Source organism: Streptomyces mirabilis (assembly GCF_039503195.1).
In the GTDB taxonomy this organism is placed as follows: Bacteria; Actinomycetota; Actinomycetes; order Streptomycetales; family Streptomycetaceae; genus Streptomyces; species Streptomyces mirabilis_D.
Genome location: NZ_JBCJKP010000001.1, coordinates 9,418,867 through 9,441,514, shown reverse-complemented (window position 1 = coordinate 9,441,514; position 22,648 = coordinate 9,418,867). Strand labels below are relative to the sequence as shown.

General features: G+C 70.7%; 17 protein-coding genes and 1 pseudogene. 8 read left to right on the top strand and 10 right to left on the bottom strand.

Annotated features, from left to right (window positions below; genetic code table 11):
- Nucleotides 1-86: 86 nt before the first annotated feature.
- Together AAFF41_RS42805 and AAFF41_RS42800 are read right to left on the bottom strand one after the other, a co-directional pair.
- Nucleotides 87-2,021, bottom strand: a complete 1,935-nt coding sequence (locus AAFF41_RS42805; RefSeq protein ID WP_343325755.1) for a LuxR C-terminal-related transcriptional regulator — start codon at nt 2,019-2,021, stop codon at nt 87-89.
- Complete coding sequence (locus AAFF41_RS42800; RefSeq protein WP_343325754.1) at nt 2,018-2,938, bottom strand: AAA family ATPase; 921 nt, start codon at nt 2,936-2,938, stop codon at nt 2,018-2,020. The genes AAFF41_RS42805 and AAFF41_RS42800 overlap by 4 nt, the downstream gene beginning before the upstream one ends.
- Before the next feature lie 217 nt (nt 2,939-3,155).
- Here AAFF41_RS42800 and AAFF41_RS42795 point away from each other — a divergent pair, with 217 nt between their 5' ends.
- Nucleotides 3,156-5,891, top strand: coding sequence for a helix-turn-helix transcriptional regulator (locus AAFF41_RS42795; RefSeq protein ID WP_343325753.1), 2,736 nt, complete (start codon nt 3,156-3,158; stop codon nt 5,889-5,891).
- A gap of 434 nt (nt 5,892-6,325) precedes the next feature.
- Nucleotides 6,326-7,066 carry an MFS transporter gene (locus tag AAFF41_RS42790; RefSeq protein ID WP_319753026.1) on the top strand — a complete coding sequence of 247 codons (741 nt, stop codon included), beginning with the start codon at nt 6,326-6,328 and terminating at the stop codon, nt 7,064-7,066.
- Nucleotides 7,067-7,643: 577 nt separating this feature from the next.
- Here the strand turns inward: AAFF41_RS42790 and AAFF41_RS42785 are convergent.
- Complete coding sequence (locus tag AAFF41_RS42785) at nt 7,644-8,363, bottom strand: nuclear transport factor 2 family protein (protein WP_319753068.1); 720 nt, start codon at nt 8,361-8,363, stop codon at nt 7,644-7,646.
- 193 nt (nt 8,364-8,556) lie between these two features.
- Between AAFF41_RS42785 and AAFF41_RS42780 the strand changes: the two genes are divergently transcribed.
- Nucleotides 8,557-9,396, top strand: a complete 840-nt coding sequence (locus AAFF41_RS42780; RefSeq protein ID WP_319753027.1) for an AraC family transcriptional regulator — start codon at nt 8,557-8,559, stop codon at nt 9,394-9,396.
- A gap of 58 nt (nt 9,397-9,454) precedes the next feature.
- On the opposite strand, the pseudogene AAFF41_RS51900 reads toward AAFF41_RS42780, so the two are convergent.
- Nucleotides 9,455-10,014 (bottom strand): annotated as a pseudogene (locus AAFF41_RS51900) (transposase); the annotation flags it as partial.
- Between the two features lie 389 nt (nt 10,015-10,403).
- Here AAFF41_RS51900 and AAFF41_RS42765 point away from each other — a divergent pair.
- Together AAFF41_RS42765 and AAFF41_RS42760 are read left to right on the top strand one after the other, a co-directional pair.
- Nucleotides 10,404-10,913, top strand: coding sequence for a DinB family protein (locus AAFF41_RS42765; RefSeq protein WP_319753031.1), 510 nt, complete (start codon nt 10,404-10,406; stop codon nt 10,911-10,913).
- A gap of 254 nt (nt 10,914-11,167) precedes the next feature.
- On the top strand, nt 11,168-11,332 hold the full coding sequence (locus AAFF41_RS42760) for a hypothetical protein (RefSeq protein WP_343325752.1): 165 nt from the start codon (nt 11,168-11,170) through the stop codon (nt 11,330-11,332).
- A 50-nt stretch (nt 11,333-11,382) separates the two neighbouring features.
- Here AAFF41_RS42760 and AAFF41_RS42755 read toward each other — a convergent pair whose 3' ends face one another.
- Nucleotides 11,383-11,694, bottom strand: a complete 312-nt coding sequence (locus AAFF41_RS42755; RefSeq protein ID WP_343325751.1) for a hypothetical protein — start codon at nt 11,692-11,694, stop codon at nt 11,383-11,385.
- A gap of 984 nt (nt 11,695-12,678) precedes the next feature.
- The gene (locus AAFF41_RS42750; RefSeq protein WP_343325750.1) at nt 12,679-14,181 is read right to left on the bottom strand and encodes a metallophosphoesterase family protein; all 1,503 of its coding nucleotides are present in this window, start codon (nt 14,179-14,181) and stop codon (nt 12,679-12,681) included.
- 537 nt (nt 14,182-14,718) lie between these two features.
- On the opposite strand from AAFF41_RS42750, the gene AAFF41_RS42745 reads away from it, so the two are divergent.
- From AAFF41_RS42745 to AAFF41_RS42735, 3 genes are all read left to right on the top strand, one after another.
- Nucleotides 14,719-15,351: a VOC family protein gene (locus tag AAFF41_RS42745; RefSeq protein ID WP_319753034.1), complete on the top strand. Its 633-nt coding sequence runs from the start codon at nt 14,719-14,721 to the stop codon at nt 15,349-15,351.
- 165 nt (nt 15,352-15,516) lie between these two features.
- Complete coding sequence (locus AAFF41_RS42740) at nt 15,517-15,678, top strand: hypothetical protein (protein WP_343325749.1); 162 nt, start codon at nt 15,517-15,519, stop codon at nt 15,676-15,678.
- A 7-nt stretch (nt 15,679-15,685) separates the two neighbouring features.
- Nucleotides 15,686-16,063: a hypothetical protein gene (locus AAFF41_RS42735; protein WP_343325748.1), complete on the top strand. Its 378-nt coding sequence runs from the start codon at nt 15,686-15,688 to the stop codon at nt 16,061-16,063.
- Between the two features lie 715 nt (nt 16,064-16,778).
- Here the strand turns inward: AAFF41_RS42735 and AAFF41_RS42730 are convergent.
- From AAFF41_RS42730 to AAFF41_RS42715, 4 genes are all read right to left on the bottom strand, one after another.
- The gene (locus tag AAFF41_RS42730; protein ID WP_425526266.1) at nt 16,779-18,518 is read right to left on the bottom strand and encodes an RICIN domain-containing protein; all 1,740 of its coding nucleotides are present in this window, start codon (nt 18,516-18,518) and stop codon (nt 16,779-16,781) included.
- Nucleotides 18,519-18,598: 80 nt separating this feature from the next.
- Nucleotides 18,599-20,746 (bottom strand): beta-galactosidase, encoded by a 2,148-nt coding sequence (locus AAFF41_RS42725; RefSeq protein WP_319753037.1) that lies wholly within the window; start codon nt 20,744-20,746, stop codon nt 18,599-18,601.
- 36 nt (nt 20,747-20,782) lie between these two features.
- Nucleotides 20,783-21,718 carry a carbohydrate ABC transporter permease gene (locus AAFF41_RS42720; protein ID WP_343325747.1) on the bottom strand — a complete coding sequence of 312 codons (936 nt, stop codon included), beginning with the start codon at nt 21,716-21,718 and terminating at the stop codon, nt 20,783-20,785.
- Entirely contained in the window at nt 21,715-22,647 is a 933-nt protein-coding gene (locus tag AAFF41_RS42715; protein ID WP_343325746.1) for a carbohydrate ABC transporter permease, read from the bottom strand. Before AAFF41_RS42715 ends, AAFF41_RS42720 begins: the two co-directional genes overlap by 4 nt.
- Between the last annotated feature and the right edge of the window lies 1 nt (nt 22,648).

The window sequence follows — 22,648 nt, the reverse complement described above, 5'->3', positions numbered from 1 at the left end:
TCGGCCCCTGAAGGCTCTCTCCGACGCCCCAGCAGCCGGGAGACGAAGAAACACCGGCACCCGCATCGCACCGCTGAAATACTTCGTCAGGCGATGTCGGTCTCCGCCGCGGACAACAGATCGCGCAGTTGGTGGCGCCGACTCACACCGAGTTTGGGATAGACGTTGTACAGATGTGTGCCCACCGTACGCGGTGACAGAAACAGCTGCTCACCGATCTCACGATTCGACAGGCCACTGGCCGCCAGCCGGACGATCTGCCGCTGCTGAGCGGTCAGTTCGACCAGCGCGACATCAGGATCGGCGGCGCAGGCCGCTCCGCTGGCGCGCAGCTCGGCCCGGGCGGCCGCGGCCAGCGGATCCGCGCCGAGCTGTTCGGCCATCTCCAGGGCCGCGGTCAGCTGCTCCCGTGCCTCCAGCGGCCGGCGGCCACGCCGGAGCCAGACCGCGTAGCTGAGCCGGGCCTGGGCTCGCTCCCACGGCCATTGCTCACTCTCGGGGTTGACCACCGCCAGCTGGAAGTGCTGCTCGGGGTCACCCTCGAAGTCCACCAGTGCGGCCGCGTGGTGGAGCAGCAGCGTCATCCGCGTGGTGGGCCGCTCGCCCTGCTGCGAGCGGACCCGGGCCAGAATTCGCGCCGTCTCCTCCTCCCGCCCCGTCCGCTTGGCGGCGACGGCGAGTTCGGCGATGGCACGCGGCGACAGGAACGGGTGCAGCGGCGAACCGTCCGCGTCGAACAGCGCCCGCCACTGGCGGAAGGCCCGGGCCCAGTCACCCTGGGCGGTTGCCGCCAGGGCACGGGCCCGCAGGATGCGCGCCTGGGTCGCGCGGTTTCCCTCAAGGTCAAGGGCACGCCAACGCGCCTCGGCCGCAGACGGATCCGGGACGGTCCCGCCGCGCAGCGCGGACAGGATCAGGGCGAGCGCGTCGAGATCTGCCTGAACGCGGGACTGCCCGAGGACAGCGGAACCCTCGCTGCTTTCCTCGAGCAGCGCCTCCGCCTCCGTCCACCGGCCTGTCGCCAGGAGCGTGTCCGCCATCGGCGCCAGTGACCAGGCCCGCAGACCGAGCGCCTTGCGGGTGCACAGCTGTGCGTCGGCCTTGCGGTACTGCCGCAGGCAGGCGTCGGCTTCGTCCGCCTGGTAGGCGACCCAGGCTACGGCGAGCCGCTGGACCAGCATGCCCGGACTGTCCGGAAGGGCCCCGAGGCGCGGCTGTTCGAGCCCGCGCAGGAGCCGGGCGGCGGAGCCCGGGGGCGTCGCCACCAGGGACACGACGGCGCGCAGGGCCGACCGCACCTCGGGGTCGTCGAGCCGTGCCAGCGACCCGATGGACTCCGAGCCGGCCCGGGTCCTGCCCTCGGTCCGCGCGAGCAGTGCCGCCAATCGGTTGCGGTGCTGCGGCAGTGCGGACTGGTCGGCGACGGCTGCGGCCAGCGAGGCCAGGGCGAGCGTGAGGGAGCCGTCGCCGGGCAGGGTGCGCTCGGAGACGTCCAGCAACAGGTCGAAGGCTTCTTCCTGGAAGGAGGACAGCGAGAGGGCGGTGCTCATGGCGGTGGCGGCCAGAAAGGTCGTCTCGGCGTCCGCATCGATCCTGGTGAACTCCTGGTACAGGTCCCCCACCCAGTCCGGGTCCCCGACGAGGTGGGCGGCGGCCAGTGCCTCGGCCAGCCGTCGGGCGCGGTCGCGCACGCCGGGGCTGAGCCGGGCAGCCTGTTGCAGGGCGGCCGCCGCGGTGAAGGCGTCCTGCGCGTCCCAGGCGGCTCCTTCGAGTGCGGCGGCGATCGACTCATCGGGTCCGAGTGCGGCCGCCGCCCGGTAGCGGGCGCGGGACGCGTGCGGGCCGGCTGCCTCAGCCAGGGCCAGGTAGGCCGTGCGGCGGAGCTGGGCGGGGTGCCGCGCTCCCGCGGAACGGCGTACCAGTGCGTGCCGGAACGAGATCCCTCCGTCGGCCACGGTGACGATGCCGGCCGCCTCCGCCGGGGCCCAGACATCGAGGTCCGGCGTGTCCAGGGCGGTCATGACTGTCCACAGGTCCTCGCCGGGATCCGCGAGCGCCGCGTAGAGCAGCGCGTGCTGCGTAGCGGCAGGCAGGGCGGCGAGCCGGGACTCGAACTCGTCCTGCGCGAAACGAAGGGGGGCAGCTTCCCGCCGGGGACGGCCCGGTCTGCAACCGACCGTCCCCGTCGGCACAGCTCCAGCAACGCCTGCGGGTTTCCTCTTGCCTCCTCCAGCAGTTCCAGCCTACGGCGACCCCGGGGTGCACCAGGCTGTTCGTCCAGGAGCGCGGCGGCAGCCCTCGGCGTCAGTGGCGCCAGGTGCATCAGGCCCAATTCCGTCGGCAGCCCCGTCGGGACGGCCTCGCCGCGCGCTGCGAGGAGCACCGACACACCGCGGCCGGGCAGGTGGCGGATGACCGAGCCGATCACGTCCATTGAGGCCTGGTCGCAGTCCTGGATGTCGTCCACCGTCAGCAGCACCGGTGCTGAGGCGGCAAGGTGCTGAAGCAGCACCAGCACCGCCATCTGAACCGGCCGGGCATCGACCGGGGGCGGCCCGGGCCTCGCGGCGACCATTGTCACCAGAACCCGACGCTGGGGCTCGGGCAGACCGCCGGTCTCGTCCAGAACCAGGGTGAGCAACTGGCGTAGGCAGGCGTAGGGGCGGTCTCGCTCCACGGCCCAGCCGTGCGCCCACAACACCAGCGCGCCGTCGTGGGCGGCCTGCTCCCCGGCGGCGCGCAACAGCCGGCTCCTGCCTATGCCTTCCTCTCCGAGCAGCAGTAGACCCCGGGACGAGGTGCTCTGCCCCGGCCCGGCGCTCTGGAGGATCCGCCCGAGTTCGGCCTCTCGGCCGAACAGCCCGGTACCCGCGGGCTCCCGGTGATGTGAGCCGGCAGTCGCACCAGAGGTTGTCCTGCCTACTGTCTCGATCGTCATTCGTGTACCCCGGACATCGCACTGCACGTCTGTTCGGCCACCGACTCCGATGGAATGATCTTCGGGGCTCCGGGGGCGGTACGCATCTGTCACGTGACCAGTGGCAGTCGCCGGGCGTGGCACCGTGCGGCTGGCAGAATCCCCCCTGCAGGATCAGGCGACCGAGACGAGGACCACCGTGCACCCCCCTGACCGACCCCCGTCCGGCCCGGAGATCATGGGCAGGGATCGGGAGCTGTCCGGTCTGGCCCGGCTCCTCGATGCCGCGGACGGCGCGGGCCCGAAGGTCCTGGTGCTCACCGGCGAGCCGGGCTCGGGCAAGAGCACTCTGGTCGAGTGGGCCGCCGCCCAAGCCGGGTCGCGCCGCCTGCGGACGTTTCGCGTACGGGGCAGCGAGGGCGAGTCCGGCCTGTGCCTCGCGGGGGTGCACCAGCTGCTGCGACCGTTGCTGGGGGCCGTGGACGAGCTGCCGGAGCGGCAGCGCGACGCGCTGTCCGCCGCGTTCGGTCTCGGCGACGCGGACGGCGAAGAGCCAGTGGATCCGCTGCTGCTGCGCCTGGGCGCACTGACCCTGCTCTCCGATGCCGCCGCCCGGCAGCCGCTGCTGCTGCTCGTGGACGACGCCCAGTGGCTGGACCTCGGCTCGCTCGACCTCCTGGCCTTCCTCGCGCGCCGCCTCGACCCCGAGCGGGCCGTGCTGCTGCTCGCCTCGCGGGAGGAGGCGGTTCCGGCCCGTTTCGACCGCGACTTCCCCCATCTGGTGGTCGGCCCCCTGGAACCCATGGCCGCCGTCCGACTGCTGGACGCCCAGCCGTCCCCGCCACAGGGCCGGGCGCGCTCCGAGATCCTCCAGCAGGCCGCGGGCAACCCGCTGGCCCTGATCGAGCTGAGCCGCGCTCTCGCCCGGGACGGCAGCACCACCGCCCACGTTCGGCCCCTTCCGCTCACCAGCCGTCTGGAAAACCTTTTCGCCGCCGACCTGCCCACGCTTCCCCTGGAGGCACGGCGTGCCCTGCTGCTCGTCGCCACGGCGGGCACCGCCCGGCTGTCGGACATCCTGCTCGCCGCTCCCGACCTAGACGCGGCGAAGGCGCTGCTCCCGGCCGAGGAGGCAGGTCTGGTACGGGTCGAGGGCGGGCAGGTGACGCTCCGTCACCCGCTGGTGCGCTCCGCCGTCCTCCAGGCCGCCGCGTTCGCCGAACGACGCGAGGCGCACCTGGCGCTGGCCGCTGCGCTGGCACACGAACCCGACCGCCGGGCCTGGCACCTGGCCGCCGCCGCGCTCGGACCGGACCAGGAGGTGGCCGACGCTCTGGCCGAGACCGCCGAGCGCTCCCGCGCCCGGGGCGGACACGCCGCCGCGGCGGCGGCCCTGGAACGCGCCGCCGAGCTGACCCCCGATCCGGCACAGCACACCGAGCGTCTGCTGGCGGCGGCGGAATCCGCCATGTACGCAGGGCATCCGCAATGGGTCGGTGAGCTCACCGACCGCGTCCCCGGGCTTACCGAGGACCCCGCCCTCCGCGCCAGGGCCGCGCTCCTGGGCGGCTGGGCCCTGGGTGTCACCCTGCGCCACGACGACGCGCTGGCGGTCCTGCTCCCCGTGGCCGAGTCCATGGCCGGCCCGGCGCCGGCGCTGGCCCTCGGCGCCCTGAGCACCGCAGCCACCTCCGCCTACAACTCCGGAGACCCTTTCTACCAGGGCGAGTTCGACCGCCTCTGCACGCTGGTCGACCACGCGGACGACCCCGTCGCACAGGCATGGATTCATGCCGCGCTCCACCCGCACACCCGGCGAACGGACGCGCTCCACCGGCTCGAACGTGCGCTGGCCGGCAAGCCGGACGACTCGGTCGGCGTCCTCGCCGCCCTGGGCGCCGCCGCGTGGGTCCTGGACGAGAGCGAACTCGCGGTCCGCGTGCTCGGTCAGGCCATGGACCAGTTGCGGCGGGCCGCGACCGCCGGCACGAACGCGACCGTCGGACAGGCCCTCGCACTCGGCCTCTTCGAGACCGGCTCCTGGACGGCCGCCCTGACCGCCGCCGAGGACGCCTACCGAGCGGCCGCGGAAGCGGGGGCCGACAACGTCACCGTCGGCTCGCCTCTGCTCCAGGCCACCCTGCACGCCGTGTGCGGCGACCACGAGGCCGCTCGCGCCCAGGCGCAGGAGGCGGTCCGTGGCATCGACCTGCGCCAGTCCCGCAGCCTGCATGTGCGTTACCGACACGCTCTGGGCCTTGCCGCCGTCGTGGCAGGCGACCACGACAACGCCTATGACCTGCTGCGGGGCACTTTCACCCGCGACTTCAAGCCGCTGCCCGTTCACTACCACGCGTCCGTGTACTGCCTGGGCGACCTCGCCGCCGCGGCCGTCCGGGCCGACCGGACGGACGATGCCCGCTCCGTGCTCGAAGCCGCCGAGCAAAGCCTCGGCGCCACGCGGTCCTCCCGCGTCCACGCCGTCGTCCGGCGTGCCGCCGCCCTGCTCGGCGACTCCGAGGACGCTGAGCAGCACTTCCTCGCCGCTCTCGCCGATCCGGCATGCGCCCGCTGGCCCTTCGAACTCGCCCTCACCCGGCTGGACTTCGGCGAGTGGCTGCGCCGCCGCCGACGTGCCACGGAGGCACGCCCGATGCTGAGCGGGGCGCTGGAGATCTTCCAGCGCTTGGGCGCTCAGCCCTGGGCCGAGCGCGCGGCGGCGGAACTCCGGGCCGCCGGTGCCCCGGTGTCCCTACCGGCCGCGGGCCCTGAGGTCGAACTCACGCCGCAGGAGCGGCAGATCGCGGAACTGGCCGCGCAGGGCCTGACCAACCGCGACATCGCCGCCCGGCTCTACGTGTCGCCCCGGACCGTCGGCTACCACCTGCACAAGATCTTCCCCAAGCTCGGCATCAGCAGCCGGCACCAGCTGCGGGACCTCCTTTTCCCCGGCACCGGTCAACCTCCCGAATAGACGTCTGCCACCGCAGGGGTGCCCAGTCGGTCACGGTCGCGTTCCGCAGCTGGCACGTAGGGGAACAAAGGAGTGCACGCACGGACTACTTGGCTGGTCCAGCCCGGATCAGCTTGATCTCACCGGCGTCCCGTGATGACTGTGTCCTTTCTGACCAGCGTCGCCGACCTGAAGTCCGCGGTGTCACGTGCGCGGCCCTCCCACCGGGGGAGGACCGGGCGAACGGCACGCACTCGCACGGAACCGAACCCGGAGGCCTCGCCCCGCGCCGCGCTGCTTCGAGAGGTCGTGTGAATCATGTCGAACGTCGTTCCGCCGCACGGTCACCCTGGAAACCGGATTCCCCGGGCTCCGGCGCGGACAGGACCATCAGGTCCGTCGCCCGTTCCACCGTGCCTCAGCCTCGGGCGGCTGTGCTCCTCACCGCGTCTCTCATGCGCGCTATCGGCTTCCTCTCCTTTTACGACCGGTTCGCGACCGCACCCATGCTGGTGCTGCTCGCCGAAGAGGAGGGGGTGTCACTCGACGGCGCCGTGCAACTGGTGACCTCCTACGTACTGTCGTACGCGCTGGGCCAGCCGGTATGGGGCCTGCTCGCTGATCGCCTGGGTCGGCTGAGTGTCTTGCGGCTCGCTCTGGTCGGCACCCTTCTCGGCAGTGCGGCCAGTGTCGCCGCCCCCGGCTCTGCCGCGCTCCTGGTGATCCGAGCCATGACCGGGTTGTTCGTCGGCTCACTGTTCCCGAGCGTGCTGACCATTGTCGGCGATTCCTACACCGGTGCGGCCAGGGCCCGTGAGATATCCAGCCTCCAGACCTTCACCGCCCTGGGCACGACGGCGGCGACACTGGCAGCGGGTGGCCTGGCCGCCTGGTTGCACTGGCGTGTCGTCTTTGCCTTGACCGCTGCCGGTGCGGCACTTTCCCTGGTGCTGCTGCGCCGTGTTCGGTTCCCGACCGCGAAGCGCGGCGCACTGACGGCGCTATGTGGAAGCCGTAGGAGTTGGCGTGGTCGGTCACGACATACAGGGCCCGGGGTCCCAGTCCGGCGGCGCGGACCTGGTGGACGCGCCACCGTTGGTCCGCCAGGTCGCCTCCGTCCGGCGCCTTGGCGACGAGGTGGACCGGCGGGCCCAGCAGGCACGCCGCGCCAGTCACGCCGGCGCCGGCGGGTGTGACAGCCGGCGGCACGTCCCGGGCGCGGCGGCGCTGCACCCCCAGGGGGAAGAGCGCCTCCTGGCTGCCGGTGGTGACAACAACCGCCTCCGGATCGACCTCGATGCCTTCGTCGGCGTCAAGTTGACGGGCGATCAGCCGTTGGATGACGTAGGACAGCGGCAAGTCGCCCATCGACAAGTGCAGTCCGGCCACAGCAGGGCCTGCGGAGGGGGCACCGGGAGCGGCGGGCACCGATGCTCGCCTCCCGCATCGGCGATGGTGCCGGTGTGCTGCGGCGGCCCCGTCAGGACTGCCCGCAAGGGCGAGGAACGGGCGTGAACCGTCTTGGAGTCGGGGTTCACGGCGTGGGCGGTGGCCGTGCCCGGCCTGTCCGGCCGGCACGGAAGGAAGGCACCGCGGCTGATCTCTGCGGCGTGCAGGTCGACGTCCGCGACCGCGCCGTTCGTTCCTCCTGCGGCGGTCTCATGGTGCAGTGGCCCCGCCGGGCGCGCCGGAGTTGTGGAAGGCGACGCCGTCCTGGACGGTCATCCGGAAGGTCTTCTCGGTGCAGGTCGGATCGCTCACGGTGCCAGACCCTCAGAACAGGCCGTTCCCGTGCGGCAATTCTGCCGGGACGGGCGCGATGACGTCCCAGTGCTCGACGATCTTTCCGTCGGCGACGCGGAACAGGTCCCAATAGGCAACCGGCACGCCGAACTCGCCCTCGGACTGCAGCAGCACGAGGTCTCCCTCGGCGACGACCTTGTGGATGGTCTTGTAGACCAGGTTCTTGCCCTGCTCGGCCCACTTGGCGGCCGCGGCCCCGAAGCCGTCGAGTCCGTCGGCGGCCTCCGGGTTGTGCTGGAGGTAAGTCTCGGTGGAGATGAAGTCGGTCAGCACCGAGTAGTCGGCGCCCTTGAGAACCTTCTCCGCGAACTCTGCCACCAGCCTCCGGTTGGCCTCCGTCCGGTCCGGGTCGGAGGACGCAGCGGGGCCGTCGGTCTGTGACCGGCCGGAGGCGGTGTCCGAGACGACCGGGGTCAGCGCGTCCCAGTGCTCCGCCAGCCTGCCGTCCTCATCGACCCGGAACAGGTCGAAGGCCACCAGCGGCTCCGGTCCGAATCCGTGATACGTGCCGTGCAGAGCCACCAAATCACCGTCGGCGATCATCCGGGCGCCCTCGTAACGGAAGCTCGCCGACAGACCCTCCACCAGCTGGCGCAGCGCCTCCGGCCCGTCCGCGGCGAGGCTGCTGTGCTGACGGTAGTCAGCGGCCACCCAGCGATCCACTGCGCCGGGGTCCTTGTCACCGAACATTTCGCCAGCGGCCTTGAGGACGATTTCCTTGCTACTCACAGCACGACTCCGATCTGCGTGTTCCGGTGACGCCTTACTCACCGGCCTGCAGCCCACTCTCGCGGCACACCAGCCTGGGCACACGGTAGAGTCAGGCATGGTGATGGTCGAAAGGGGACAGACTCCGGTGGTCGAGCGGGGTTATCGCAACCCCGTGCGCCCAGATCTGAGACTGGAGGTCCTCACCTTCGCCGATCTGGTCCACCGTCTTCCGGGCACGGAGTTCAAGCGAGTGCACCGGCTGGACTTCCATCACCTCACTCTGGTCCACCGCGGCGAAGGCCTCGGCATGGTCGATTTCATCGACCGCCCTTGCCGACCGGGGACTCTGCTGCACATCCGCCCCGGGCAGGTGCAGCGGTTGCCCACGGCGCTCGACGGTGACCCCGCCGACCTGGACGCCACAGTGGTGCTGTTCACGCCGGACGTCCCGCCCCGGCTCCCCGCGACCGCGCGGGTGACCGACGACCCGTTCGGCCCCGCCTCCTGGCAGCTCGTCCCCGACGACTACGGCCGCTTCCACCGCGCACTGGCCGAACTCGCCACCGAGTACGCCGGACTCGCGGACCAGGAACCCGAGATCACCAGAGAGCTCCTGCGCCAGCTGCTGGCCGGGGTACTGCTGCGCATCGCCCGCCTCCCCGCCCCCGACGGCCACGCGCCGGCCTTCGCCGCTCTGCAGCCGTACCGCCTCTTCCAGCGGGAACTCGAACGCTCCTTCGCCGCCCTGCGCCAGGCCCACGACTACGCCGACCGGCTCGGCTACTCCCTCAAGACCCTCAACCGCTCCTGCCAACGCGCCACCGGTCACACTGCCAAGCACCTCATCGACGCGCGCGTCACCCTGGAAGCCAAACGCCTGCTGACCCATACCGACATCCCTGTTGCCGCCATCAGCCACCGCCTCGGCTTCACAGAGCCCACCAACTTCAGCAAGTTCTTCACCCGCGCGACCGGCCAGACCCCCGGCGCCTTCCGCGACGCGAAGAGCTGAGGACGGGGAAGACGAGCCAAGGCCCCGCCGCGGCTCCCCCTACCGCGCGGCCCATCCACCTCATCTCGCCGTAGTCGTACGCGATGCGCCAGCGCGGTTTCGCGGTGCGCACGAGGGTGGCCAGCGGAGTGTCGGAGGGGAGGCTGGGCAGCCGGAACTGCACGGGTTCGGCCTCGGTGGCGGCCCATTCGGCCGGCAGCCGGCGCACGGGAAGTTCGGGACTGCCGACGGCTCTGCGGATCTCCCGGCCTGCGGGCCTGATCTGCAGGATCACGAACCGCGAGTACATGCGTCTGAAGCCCCTGCGGCCGCTGCCGGGCCGGGCCCCTTCCCACCACTTCAACGGCTTCGCGGCCCGTTTGCCGGTCTCAATGACCGGCTTCTTCACCGTCCTGGCCGACTCGGGGCAGACGGGCTGAGGCCGGGGACCGCGACCGCCGTGAGGCGGGGTATGCGGGCCGTGCCGCTTCCGACAGGGCGGTGGTCGTGGTGGAGATGCCGACCACGTAGGTGAGCCGGCGTTCTTCCAGGCCCAGGCGAAGCGGGATCCCAGCTCTCCGGCAGGAACAAACGCCAGTCGAGGGCCGCCGAGGCGCCGTCGGACGTCAAGTGCAGCGACCGCCGGAAGGCCGCCGGGTTGCGTCCATGGAGATGGTGTACGGGTTCACCCTGATCCGGGGTTTGCCCTTTCTTCAGGGACTTTCAGCGCTGTCCGAGGGACTTATCGCCACCCAATGCGGCAAGCCCCTGAAGGATCGGAAAGAGCCTCCGTCGGAGCCTCCGTCGCAGATCAGAGGCCCTTTCCAAGGCAAAGCCGCAGGGAGCGGCAGACGAGTCGGGCCCTACGCCGGGTAGTTGCGGCCGCGGGTGACCGATGAGCCTTGCTGATTCCTGTGACCGGCGCCCTTCGTGGTGACAGTCAGGTCCGGTCGACGGACCTCGATTGAGGACGGCCGACGGGAGTAGATTCTGGCCCTCAATACAGGCGCGGATGAGGAGCAAGGCCAGTGACCAGTGACAATCGCATAGGACCGCCCAGTTTTGGAAGCGAACGCGACATGCTGCGGGCTTTTCTCGACTACCACCGCGCGACCCTCGCCATGAAGTGCGAAGGGCTTACCGACGAGGAGCTGCGGCAGCAGTCGATGCCGCCGTCCACGCTTTCGCTGCTCGGTCTGGTGCGGCACATGGCGGAGGTGGAGCGTGCTTGGTTCCGTCGAGTGTTCGAGGACAACGACGCTCCCATGGTCTGGTCCGACAAGATCGACTTTCAGGCGGCCTACGACGCGAGCGCGTCGACCAGGGACGAGGCGTTCGTGGCCTGGGAGGCCGAGGTGGAGAACTCGCGCCGTATCGAGCGGGAGGCCGCGTCCCTGGACCGGGCCGGGTATCAGCCGAGATGGGGCGAGGAGGTATCGCTGCGGATGGTGATGGTGCATGTGCTCCTGGAGTACGGCCGCCACAACGGGCACGCGGACCTTCTGCGTGAGGGTGTCGACGGGACAGTGGGCGCCTGAGTCCGCAGGAGCCACCGGTCTCCCAGTGCTGGTCCGTTCCAGGGAATCGTCGGCACGCTGGAAGGAGTGCTGCTCCGAGTTGGTCCGTGGAGGGGTGCTGATCAAGCGTGGTCCGGGAGGAACCACTCGGCTGCCCTGTTCCGGCGGCAGGACTTCGGCGTCGGGTGGGACTGCCGAGCAGTGCGTTCCTGGTACCGATCCCACCAGTACAACGCGTATCGGAGCAGGTCGATGGTGCCTCCGAGAGTGCCGTCATGGAGTTCTTCGAGCGGATCGGTTCGTTCGACCACCTGGTGCTCGCGTTCAGCCCGGGTGCCCTGGGTCTGGGCCCGTTGGCGGGCGTGTGCCTCGCTGATATCAAGGGGGCGTTTGACGGCAAGCTCTTCCCGTACCTGTTCGCCCTTCAGAAGGCGTCCTGAAGGTGTCGGCGGCGAGTGCGATCTCCTGCTCCGTGCCGTGTTCCGTGACGTCACCGAGGTGCGTCATGAAGGCGATGTTCGCCTCCACCCGCTCGGCGGCGAGGTAGCGGAACGTGGCGCGCGGGGGGTGCCGGGTCGGAGCTGTCGGCGTCGAAGAGGTACTGCGTGTCGGGCAGGACGGCCAGCGCGAAGCGGGGGCTCTCGGTGTCGAAGTGGGACCGGCCGCCGCTGTGGGCTGCCGTGTCGGCGTGTGCCGCGGTCGCCTCGAGTACGGTCGCCACCACGCCGGCCGCGGGTACCGTGACAGCGGCCCGCAGCAGTGCGCGTCTGTCCAGCCGGATGTGGTGCCCTGCTGTGCTCATGTGCCCTCCAGATGAGGAACGTTGGGTTCGCAAGGCACGGTCCTGAGCGGCCGTGGCCATGTGGTGGCAGGTAGCTGAACGCCGCATTCTGTTCGCCGCACGTTTGGCTTCCCTCGCTGCGGTGCGAGGCGGGGTGCGCCGTCGGAAGAACGGCTCGCGTGCGTTGTCCCGGCCGGCTCGACCTCTGCCCCCTCCTCCCTCTCCCCCGGTGCCCTGCCCTCCCTCGGGCCTCTGCGTGGCCGCTGCGGTCGGAGACGCCCGGAGCCGTTCGACGAGGCCGACGAACACGCGTAACGCTGCCGTCTGGGGGGAATCGGCTCCGCCAGCCCCGGGTCCGGTCCGGTCCTGCCACACGCCGGGGCGCGGCCCGGGGGGCGGGAGCAGCCGTAGGCAGGAGGGTCGTGGCCGTACAGCGTGAAGCGGCCGCCCCTGGCACGGGCCGCCCCTCGCACGGGCCGCCCTTCCAGAGCCGGCAGTTGTGCCCGGCCGTCCGCCCGGCTCGCGCGGGCCCTCCAGCCGAACCCCGCTCACGCGGGCCGGGCAGGCCCCGCCACCTTTCCTGGGGCCTGCCCGCGAGCGGCAGGCCCTCAGCGTCCCGTCGTCGGCCGTCGGCCGTCAGCCGGTCAGCCGGTCAGCCGGTCAGCCGGTCAGCCGGTCAGCGGGTCAGGACTCGTCGGCGGCACTGTCGTCCGGCTGCCCGGGAGGTCTCCTGGCGCGGCGCCGCGGTCCCCCGGCGATCAAAAAGCAGCCCCGCCTCCGGGAGACCGGAGGCGGGGCTGTGCGGAGCGCCGGGCAGGCCTTGCACCTGCATCTCCCCGCAGGAAGCGGGGCGTCTTTCCTTGGACCACCAACGCGAGGCCGACTGCCGGAAGTTCGGCGGCTTGCTCAAGATCAATGGTAGCGCAGTCCCAGTGTCCCGGATCACGCGGCGGCGCAGGAACCGGACCGGCTGCCGTGCGGGACAGCGTCCGGGTCCCCAGGCGTTCAGGTCAGCGGAATGACGACTTCGTCCTCGACCGGCGGGTCGAGTTCCTGCGCGCGGTTCCCGGTGGCCGCGAAGCAGCGCAGCCGGACCGCCTCCGGGGTGACGTCCAGGCGCAGGAAGCACTTGAAGAACGGCGGGCTGTAGGTCGCCGAGCTCGGTGAGAAGAGCTGGGTGTAGATCTTCCGCACGGGCAGGCGGAAGCGCGAGGTGCGTTCGGGGCGGCCGCCCGCGCCCAGCAGGGTCGCGATCAGGCGGGTGCGCCGGGTGACGCGGGCGGGCGGGCCCTGGGTACGGGTCGGCGGGATGCCGAGGCGCTCGGCGACGACGGCTGTCGCCTCGGCCTCGCTGAGGGTGAACAGGCGGCGCAGGCGGAGCCGGTGTCCGTAGAGCCTGCTGTAGAAGGCGAGGGAGTCGCCGCGCAGCGGGTAGCAGCGGAACTCCTGCTCGGTGACGTTCGCGACGGAGACGCGGGGGATGGTGTGGGTGGCGTGCATGAAGGCTCCGCCGCCGCCCGACACCACGTACTGGATGGTGCGGCCGTCGACCTGCACCGGGTAGCGCTGGTAGTTGTGGATGTCGCCGCCTATGGCCGCGAGGTAGCGGTGGTCCGGGTCGCGGACGAGGTCGTCGACGGTGCCGCCGCCTTCGATGGGGCAAGGGTGGTGTTCGCCGTCCACGTACAGGGGCGAGCCGGTGACGAGGATCTTGGGGAGAGGTCCCTTGGACACCTCGCGCAGCCACGCGCCCTGCTCGGCGTCGATGGTTCCCAGCAGTCCCGTGTCGATGCCTATGATCCGCACCGGACCGGCGTCGATGGCCCAGTACGGGCCCGGCTGGACGGCCTGTTGGGCTGGCGAGGAGCGCAACTTGCGCGCCTCGGTGAGGTGTTGTCCGTCGGCCGGGTGCGGCCGGTGCCACAGCAGCGACCGCAGCCAAGCCCGTGAGAGGGGGCGCGGCGCGGGCTGTGGGGCGAGTGGCGGGGCGTCGTCGCAGAAGACGCGCATGAAGCCGCCGAGGTCTTCGTACCAGTCGTGGTTGCCGGGTATCGCGTATATGGGTGCCTGGTAGTCCTGGTACGGGCGGAAGAACTTCGTGCCGTAGTCGTCCGTCCGGCCGACGGGGTAGATCACGTCGCTGGCGATGACGGCGAATTTCGTTCCCTGACTGACCTTCAGGAAGCCGGGGACGACGGCGTATTGGGGATCGTCGCCCTCGCCGGTGTCTCCGATGACCATGAAGGAGAAGTGGTCCGGGTCGTCGCGCCGGATCACCTTGGCGGCGGGAGCTCCGGCGGCCGTCCGCTGTGCCACCCAGCGGCTGCGGGTGCGGCCCGTGGGGTCCCCGAACCAGGAAGCCAGCACGCCGTTGCGTGCGGCCCACAGGGTCTTCGGGTTGAGCCATGAGAGCTTGTCGACCTGGTGCGGCATCAGGTGCTTGTATTCGCCGTGTTCCAGGGTGCCCCAGCCGGCGCCTTCGGCGGTATCGCGTGAAGAGTCAGACACCGGTGAACCGTAGCAACGATCCAGGAGTGGACGGGGGGAAGGGGTATGCCGCGACGCTGTCGTCTCTTCGCGCTCCGGGGGGGCGTGGACGTCGAGTTCGTACATGTGCAGCGGGCCGTGGTCGTGCTCGGCGGCCTCGCTCCTGGCCGACTTCCCGTCGCGGCCGAACAGCGACGTCTTGTCGTCGTCCGACGTCCGCCCGACCCGGGACAGTCCGCAGACTTCACCGGTCCCGGAGCGAATCGGGCCGTACCCGCCCTCCCCCGGATCACCAGGATCACCAGGATCACCAGGATCACCAGGATCACCAGGATCACCAGGATCACCAGGATCAGGCTGCCCTCACGCTGCATCACCTTGCGGGCAGCCTCCTCGTGGCCGGTGCGCGCCGCACAACCCGGCTGCTCGACGCCGACCACGGCTCGGGGGGGCGGGGCGGCGGTCGGAGGGCCGCTCGGGTCCATGGCGCCGGGCCGCGGCCAGACTGAGCAGTTTTGGAGAAGCATCGGCGACCCGGCTGCCCCTACCGTCGAAGACATGAACTCCATCGACTCCGTCACCCTTGAAGTGGCCGACACCACGGCCGCCGCCCGCTTCTACTCCACCGCCTTCGGACTGGACTCCTCGCGCATGCGCCTGCGCGCCTGCGAAGTCCCCACGACCGGCTTCCGCGGTTTCACCCTGTCGCTCGTGGTGTCCCAGCCGGGCAACGTCGACGCCCTCGTCGGCACGGCCCTCGACGCCGGCGCCACCGTCCTCAAGCCCACCTCGAAGTCGCTGTGGGGCTACGGCGGCGTCGTTCAGGCCCCGGACGGCACGATCTGGAAGATCGCGACGTCGACGAAGAAGGACACGGGCCCGGTCACCCGGGACTTCGACGAGCTCGTGCTCCTGCTGGGCGTCGAGGACGTGAAAGCCAGCAAGCAGTTCTACGTCGAGCAGGGCCTCACCGTGGGCAAGAGCTTCGGTGGCAAGTACGTCGAGTTCGCCACCGGGTCGGGCCCCGTCAAACTGGCCCTGTACAAGCGCCGCGCTCTCGCCAAGGACGCGGGTGTCCCCGCCGACGGCAGCGGATCGCACCGGCTCGTGCTCTCCGGCGCCGCCAGCCCGTTCAGCGACCCGGACGGGTTCGTCTGGGAAGCCACCGCCCCCCTGACTGCCACCACCTGAACCGAGCCACCTCCGACTACGGGACAGCACTTTTGGGCTGGCATCTGCGGGGCCATTCTTTCGCCGCCACCGGTCCCACCCAGGGCGCGGTCGTCCTCCCTCCTTCGCCTGGCATGGTCGGGGCTGCGCACATGCGATCTCGGTGACGAGGAACGGCTGCTGCGGATGTACCGGATCGTCTTGCTCAAGGGCAGATGCGAGGGCTACACCTGCCACCTCGACGCCACCCAACTGATCGCGCATTGGCCGATCCTGCGCAAAATGCTCGGCCGCGGTGTGCGCACCCTCTGGGAGGACCGCGTCGCACAGTATGTCGTCCGCGAGTGATCGCGGCTTGGAGACGCGGCAGTTCGGGCACCGCGCCCGGCTTGCGCTGTCCCCTGCCCTGGCGGTCAAGGCTGACGATCAGGCACACGCGGCCCGCACGGTGTGCAATCTCCCGCACGCCTGGTGGCAGATGGTGCCGAAGGAGAAGCGGACCCTGGCGAACGCGAACGCGGACCCCGCGATCCGCCGGGCCCGCAGGGACGTCGACTTCCTCGCCGTCCCTCTCGCGCAGGCCGCGCAGGCGGTGTTGAGGACGTATTGCCAGGCGTGGAAAAACCGCTGGGCCGGCCGGACGGACGCCCCGAACTTCAAGGCCCGCTTCCGCAGCACCCTGACCGTTGAGCGTGAGCGTCGACGAAACCGCGGCGGCCGACCGGTCCGCTGACGGCAGGTGAACTCGGTGGCGAGTGCGAGGGCCCGGCGGGCCGACTCGGTGGTCAGTCGGCTGGGCGGCTGCCACATGTCCGTCGGCTCTCGCGGGACCGCCAGTGTCGGTTCTCGCGGGACTCACAGTGATGCGTCCGGCTCGGCCGGCTCACCGTCCAAGAACCGGTAGACGCCCAGGCTGTAGCTCATTGCGGTGGCCCCGGTCTGCACACGAGCCCGATTGCCCTGACGTCGTTGCCGAAGGGCTCGATGCCCCCCGCCGCCCAAGAGGGGCCTCCTTCGCTGTCGTGTGCGGGGATCATCGCATCGGCGACTGACAGCGGGCGCCAGAACTCCCGAACCAGCCGAACCGCTCCGAGACCGAGTTGTTCCGGGAGGACAACCCGCCCGGGTCCGCCGGAGCCGCCCGGCGCCTGCTGTCGTCAACGCACGATCTCCTGGCTGTCCGGCTACCGCGGACTCAGCCCTCGATACGAGCGGCATTCCCTGGGGCCCAGGGGACGTCCTCAGCCCGACCGAACCACTTCACCATCGTCGGTGGCTCACCACCAGGCCGCTCCTCCACCCGGCCTCTCCTGCTCGACGCCGACCTTGTCAAGGCCGCCGCCGGTGTGCCCTTCATCTACGGCTCCCTGTACCCGCCAACCGACACCGGGGACCCCCTGAGGCTCCGCAGGCAGGGGCGGAGCCTCTCGGTGGCCTGGTTGAGGGGGCTACTGGACGAGTTCCCAGTCCTGCGAGCCGTCCGTGAGCGCGTTCTGCAAGGTGAGCGGTGCGCTGTTGGGCGGGCCGGTCAGGTACAGGTTCGTGTCCCTGACCGACTGGAACCTGTAGAACCCGTCGGTGGTCTTGACGAGGTTCCAGCTGCCGGTGGCGCTGTTGTCGACCCACTGGCCGATCCGCTGCCCGGCCGTCGCGTTGCCGGTCCAGACGGCCGCCGCGCGGCCGCCGGACTTGTTCAGCAGGGTCACGCCGCCGTTCGGCTCGGTCACCACGTGCCAGTACTGGGTGTCCGGGTTCGCCGCGGAGCCGGGGGCCTCCAGGGCGACGTCGGGGACGTCCGCGTTGCCGATGTTCGCGTCGTTGGTCTTGTTCCCGGTGCCGATCACCTGGCCGGTCCTGCGGTTCACCAACTGGTGGTAGGCGCCGCCCGATCGGCCGAGGTCGACCTCGGCGTAGGCCAGCGTCGAGGTGCCCTGGTTGTTGAGGACCGCGATACGGCCCGTGTCGTCGACGTACTGCAGGCTACGGCTGTAACCGGCCTTCGAGGTGGTCTGGTACTCCTTCCACGTACCGTCGCTGCGTCCGCTCTCGTTGACCCACACATTGCCGCTGCCGGCCGCGTTGTAGACCAGGCGTCCCCCGGGAAGCCTGATGACGACCGGGCTGCCCCCCGTCGCGAGCGGCCGGGAGCCGGTGTCGACCGGCAGTGAGGTGACGGCTTCGCCGGTCGGGGAACCGCGGTGGAACTGCAGCGGGTTGTCGGCGACCACGTACCTGGTGTTGGCTCCGCCGCCCCAGTACTCGAAGGTGAGGAGCCACTTGCCGTCCGCGGTGCGGACGACGTTCGCCATGCCCGGCCGCCCGCCGCCGATCTGCGTCCTGCCGCCTCCCACGCTCTGGGTCAGGCCCGCGATGTCGACGACGGGGGCGCTCCACTGCGCACTGCGGCCGTCCCAGGTCTTGTGGGCGAGGATCTGGCCGTGCGAGTCGGTGGCGGTGGTGTTGGCGGGGTCGAGGGTCGGGACGCCGGTGATCGCGTTGAAGCCGGTGTAGTCGTTCTCGTCCGAGTAGTAGCAGACGAGTTGGCCCTGATAGACCATCAGGTACGGCTCCCAGACGGGGTCCACCTGCTGGTGTGTGTTGGCGGCGGCGATGTTCTGGCCGATCGCGCCCGCGCTGCCGCCCTGCCAGCCGCCGGTCGCGATGACGTTGACGACCTTCCAGGACGCGCCCTCGTCGGTGCTGGAGTACAGCGCGATGGCGAGGTCGTCGCGGTCGCCGTCGTTGGAGGGTGTCCAGTTGGGGTCGGCCGCCTTGTGCTCACGGTAGTACTGGTCGTCGCCCGACACGACACTCGCCAGGAGCAGCGTGCCCTGCTTCAGGTTCCCGACGTCCTGCGGGAGCGTGTAGAGGTACGGGTTCGTCCAGTTGCTGGTGTACTTCGCGTACTGGGGGTCGCTGGAGAGGTACGCGGGAGCCTTGACCTCCGACAGCGGCTGCCAGGTCGTTCCGTGGTCGTCGCTCTTGTAGACCGGGAGGGTCTGCCTGTCGGCACTGCCCGTCGCCGCTACGACGGTGGACTTCTCGAACGACGCGACCAGGCGTCCGCTCGGCAGTTGCGCCGACTTCGGGTAGACGGCGCAGTTGCCGCGCCCCTTCAGGCACGGTTCGCTGCCGAGCTGGTAGAGGATCCCGCCCGTCGGGTTGTAGGCCTGCGCACCGGTGGTCATGGGTATGGCCAGTATCGCGGCTGCCGCGATGACCGTGCCCAGTGCCTTTGCCGCTCTTCTTCCCTGCACAGCTTGCACGGCTACTCCTTCGGGGAGACGAGTACGCGTACGTCCCACGGGCCGAGGTCCAGCACGGTGCCCGCGGGCAGGGGTGTGCCGGTCAGGGCGTCGGCGAGGTTCACCGGAGCGGGGACGCTCGTGGGCTGCCAGCTCCAGTTGTGGACGATGTGGACGCGGCGGCCGTCGGGCGCTGTGCCGGTCGTCGCGGTGACGGACGCCGGCAGGTCACGCCACGCGCTGCGGGAGGCCGGTGCCATCCAGGCGGCCAGCGCGCGGGCGAGGTCGCGGCCGGGCACGGTGCCGACGCAGGTGACGCGGCCTTCGCCGTGGCGGCGGGTGGTGATGGCGGGAAAGCGGCCGAAGTGCGGGTGCTCGTAGGTGGCGAGGACGTCGGCGTCGGTGACGGTGAGGCCGTCGGCCCAGTGCGTCGCCGTCGCGGTCTCGGGCAGTGGGAGGGGGCTGTCGGGTGCGGCGCGGACCGGGAGGGCGTGGGTGAGGTTGCTGAATTCGTCGTACGTCACTCCCGCGGCGCCGGTGAGGCGGGCGGGGGCCGCCTCGTGCCGGGCCCGGGCCTCGTGGTCGGCGTAGCCCGTGCGGGGGCCCAGGACCAGGTGGCCGCCGGCGTGGGCGTAGGCGGCGAGCCAGTCGAGGGTGGTGTCGTCGGCGAGGTACAGGGCGGGGACGACGAGGACGGGGTGGCGGTGGGCGGCCTCGTGGGGGGCCATGCCTTCCCGCCGGCCGCGCGGGTCGTGCAGCTGGCGGGCGTGGACGATGCGGACCTGCCGTCCGGCGTCGAAGGCACCGCGGTAGAAGGGGTCGAGGATGCGGTGGTAGGCGGTCGGGTCCGGTGCGCCGTCGGGGGTCGCGAGGGGCGGGTGCTTCTGCATCAGCCACTTGCTGGGGGTGGAGTAGACGATCGTGACGTCGGCATCGGGTTCGAGCCCCGCGACGAGCGGCCCTACGGCCTCGAACTCCTCGCCCAGCCGGGCCAGTTCGGCGTACGTGCGGCCCGGTCGGCCGCTGTGCGGCAGAACGCCGCCCCAGTAGGTCTCCGCGCCGAAGCGCAGGGTCTGCCACTGCCAGTACTCGATCATCCGGGCCCCGCGGCCGACGAGGGCCCAGGCGGCCTGGCGCCACTGGCCGTCGTAGGCGGGGCGGTTGTCCCACGCGTAGCCGATGGAGGAGGCGTTGGTCTCGGTGACCAGGAACGGTTCCTGGCGGGAGGAGAACATCCAGTCGGCGGTCTGGTACAGCGACCAGACGCCGGTGCTCTGCCACTTCTGCTCGTGGTCGTCCGGTGTCGCATCGGGCAGGAGCAGGCCGTCCTGCATGGCGTAGTAGGGGTTGCCGGTGGCGATGTCGAGGCGGTCGGTGAGCTCGTCGTCCTCCACGGCGGGGCGGGTGTAGGAGATGCAGGTGGTGACGAACTGCCCGGGGCGGGCGTACTCGCGGACGAGGTCGGCCTGCCAGCCGATGAACTCGGTGCACTGGCGGGCCTGGAACTCCCGCCAGGCGACGTCGTATTGGGGCTGCACGTTGCCGTCGGGCGTCCACAGGTCGGCCCAGGTGGACAGGCGGTGGGACCAGTAGACCAGGCCCCATTCGCGGTTGAGGGTCTCGACGTCGCCGTACTTGGCGCGCAGGTGGTCGGTGAAGCGCTGGAAGACGCCGTGGTTGTGGAAGAGCTCCAGGCCCGGTTCGTTGTCGACCTGGAAGCCGATGACGGCCGGGTGGCCGGCGTACCGGGCGACGATCTCGCGGATGATCCGCTCGGCGTGGAAGCGGAAGGCGGGGTGGGTGAAGTCCACTTCCTGGCGGGCGCCCCAGCCGATGCGTTCGCCGGTGCGCCGCTCGCCGGTGATCTCCGGGTACTGGCGGGCCAGCCACGGCGGTACGGCGTACGTGGGGGTGCCGAGGATGACGGAGATGCCGCGTTCGTGGGCGCCGTCCAGCACCGGCTGGAGCCAGTCGAGTGCGAAGCGGCCGTTCTCGGGTTCCCAGGTCGACCAGACCGACTCGCCGACCCGGATGACGGTGAAGTGCGCGTCGGCCATCAGGTCGAGGTCGGTCTTGAGCTGTTCGTCGGGCCGTACGTCCGGGCCGTAGGCGGGGTGGTACTCGTGGTAGTAGGCAGCGCCGAACAGCACGCGGGCGGGCAGGTCCGCCATGGACAAACCTCCAGGGAGCAGGGGGTGTTGGGGGTGCTACTGCTTGACGCCGCCGGTGGCCAGGCCGCTCTGCCAGTACCGCTGGAGCATCAGGAAGGCCAGGACGAGCGGGACGATCGAGATGAGGGAGCCGGTCACGACGAGGGCGAGCATGTCGCTGCTGGCTCCGGCGCCCCCGTTCTGCGCCTGGTCGGCCCAGCGGGACAGCCCGACGGTGATGGGGTACAGGTCCGGGTCGTTGAGCATGATCAGCGGCAGGAAGTAGTTGTTCCAGGTGGCGACGAGCGTGAAGAGGATGACGGTCACCAGGCCGGGAGCCAGCAGCCGCAGCCCGATGGTGAGGAAGATGCGGAGCTCTCCGGCGCCGTCCATGCGAGCGGCCTCGACGAGGCTGTCGGGGACGGCGTCCTCGGCGTAGATCCGCATGAGGTAGAGGCCGAAGGGGCTGATGAGGGAGGGCAGGATGACCGCCCAGGGGGTGTTGACCAGGCCTGCCTTGGCGAAGAGGAGGTAGGTGGGGATCGCCAGTGCGGTGGTCGGGATCATGATGGCGCCGAGGACCAGGTTGAAGGCCGCGCCGTGGCCGCGGAAGCGGTACTTGGCGAACCCGTATCCGGCCGCCGCCGCGAGCAGCGCGGCGCCGAGTGCGCTGGCCCCGGCGTACAGGGCCGTGTTGAGCAGCCAGCGCCCGAAGACGCCGTCGTCCTGGGTGAAGGTGGCCTTGATGTTCGACAGCAGCCGCGGGGCGTGCGAGAACCACAGGCCGAAGCTGTTGAACAGGTCCTGGGTGCTCTTGGTGGAGGCGATGAGCAGCCAGAACAGCGGGAGCAGGAAGTAGGCCAGGACGGCCAGCATGGCGATGGTGAGCGGGGTGCTGCGGCGGTGCACCGATGAACGGCGCGGCGAGCGGGTCTCGGCGGGCAGCCGTTTCGCCGTCGACGTGGTGGCGGCGGGGGGCGTCACGGTGGTCATGCGGTCCTCCTGCGGTTCGCGGTGAGCAGGAAGGCGTACGACACGATCACGATGACCAGGCCGAGGATGAAGGACACTGTGGCCGCGTAGTTGGTCTGCTGGCTGATGAAGGCGACCGAGTAGGCGTAGAGGTTGGCGGTGTACGAGCTGGTGATGACGTCCGGTGCGACCTTCATCAGCAGGTTCGGTTCGTTGAAGAGCTGGAAGCTGCCGATCACCGAGAACAGCAGGGTGAGGGTCAGCGCCGGGCGCAGCGCGGGGAGTTTGATGGACCAGGCGATGCGCCAGGCGCCTGCGCCGTCCATGGCGGCCGCCTCGTACAGCTCGGCGGGGATGGTGCGCAGGGCGGCGTACAGGATGATCATGTTGTAGCCGACGAACTCCCAGGTCACGATGTTCGCGAGGCTGCCGAGCATCCAGCTGTCGCTGAGGAAGTGCGGGGCCGGCAGGTGGAGGTCGTGGCTGATCTGGGCGAAGGGGCCGAAGTCGGGGCCGTAGAGGTAGCCCCACATGAGGGTGGCGATCACGCTGGGGACGGCGTACGGGACGAAGATGCCGAGGCGGATCACGCGGGCGAGACGCAGCAGGCCGCTGTCCAGGGCCAGTGCGAAGCACAGGGCCAGCAGCAGCATCACGGGGACCTGGATGACGAAGAACAGGGCGACGCGGCCGATGCCCTTGAGGAGGAGGGGGTCTTTGAGGGCGGTGATGTAGTTGTCGAGGCCGACGAAGGTCGAGCCGCCGATGAGTTTCTCCTGGAAGAGGCTCAGGTAGGCGGCGTAGCCGAGCGGGGCGAGGAAGAGGAGCAGGAACAGCGCCATGAACGGGGCGATGAACAGGGCTCCTGCGGTGCCGTGGCGTCGGCGGGGCGTGGGCTTCGTGCGGTTCGTGCGGGCGGGCGCCACGGGGGTGGCCGCTGTGGTGGCCATC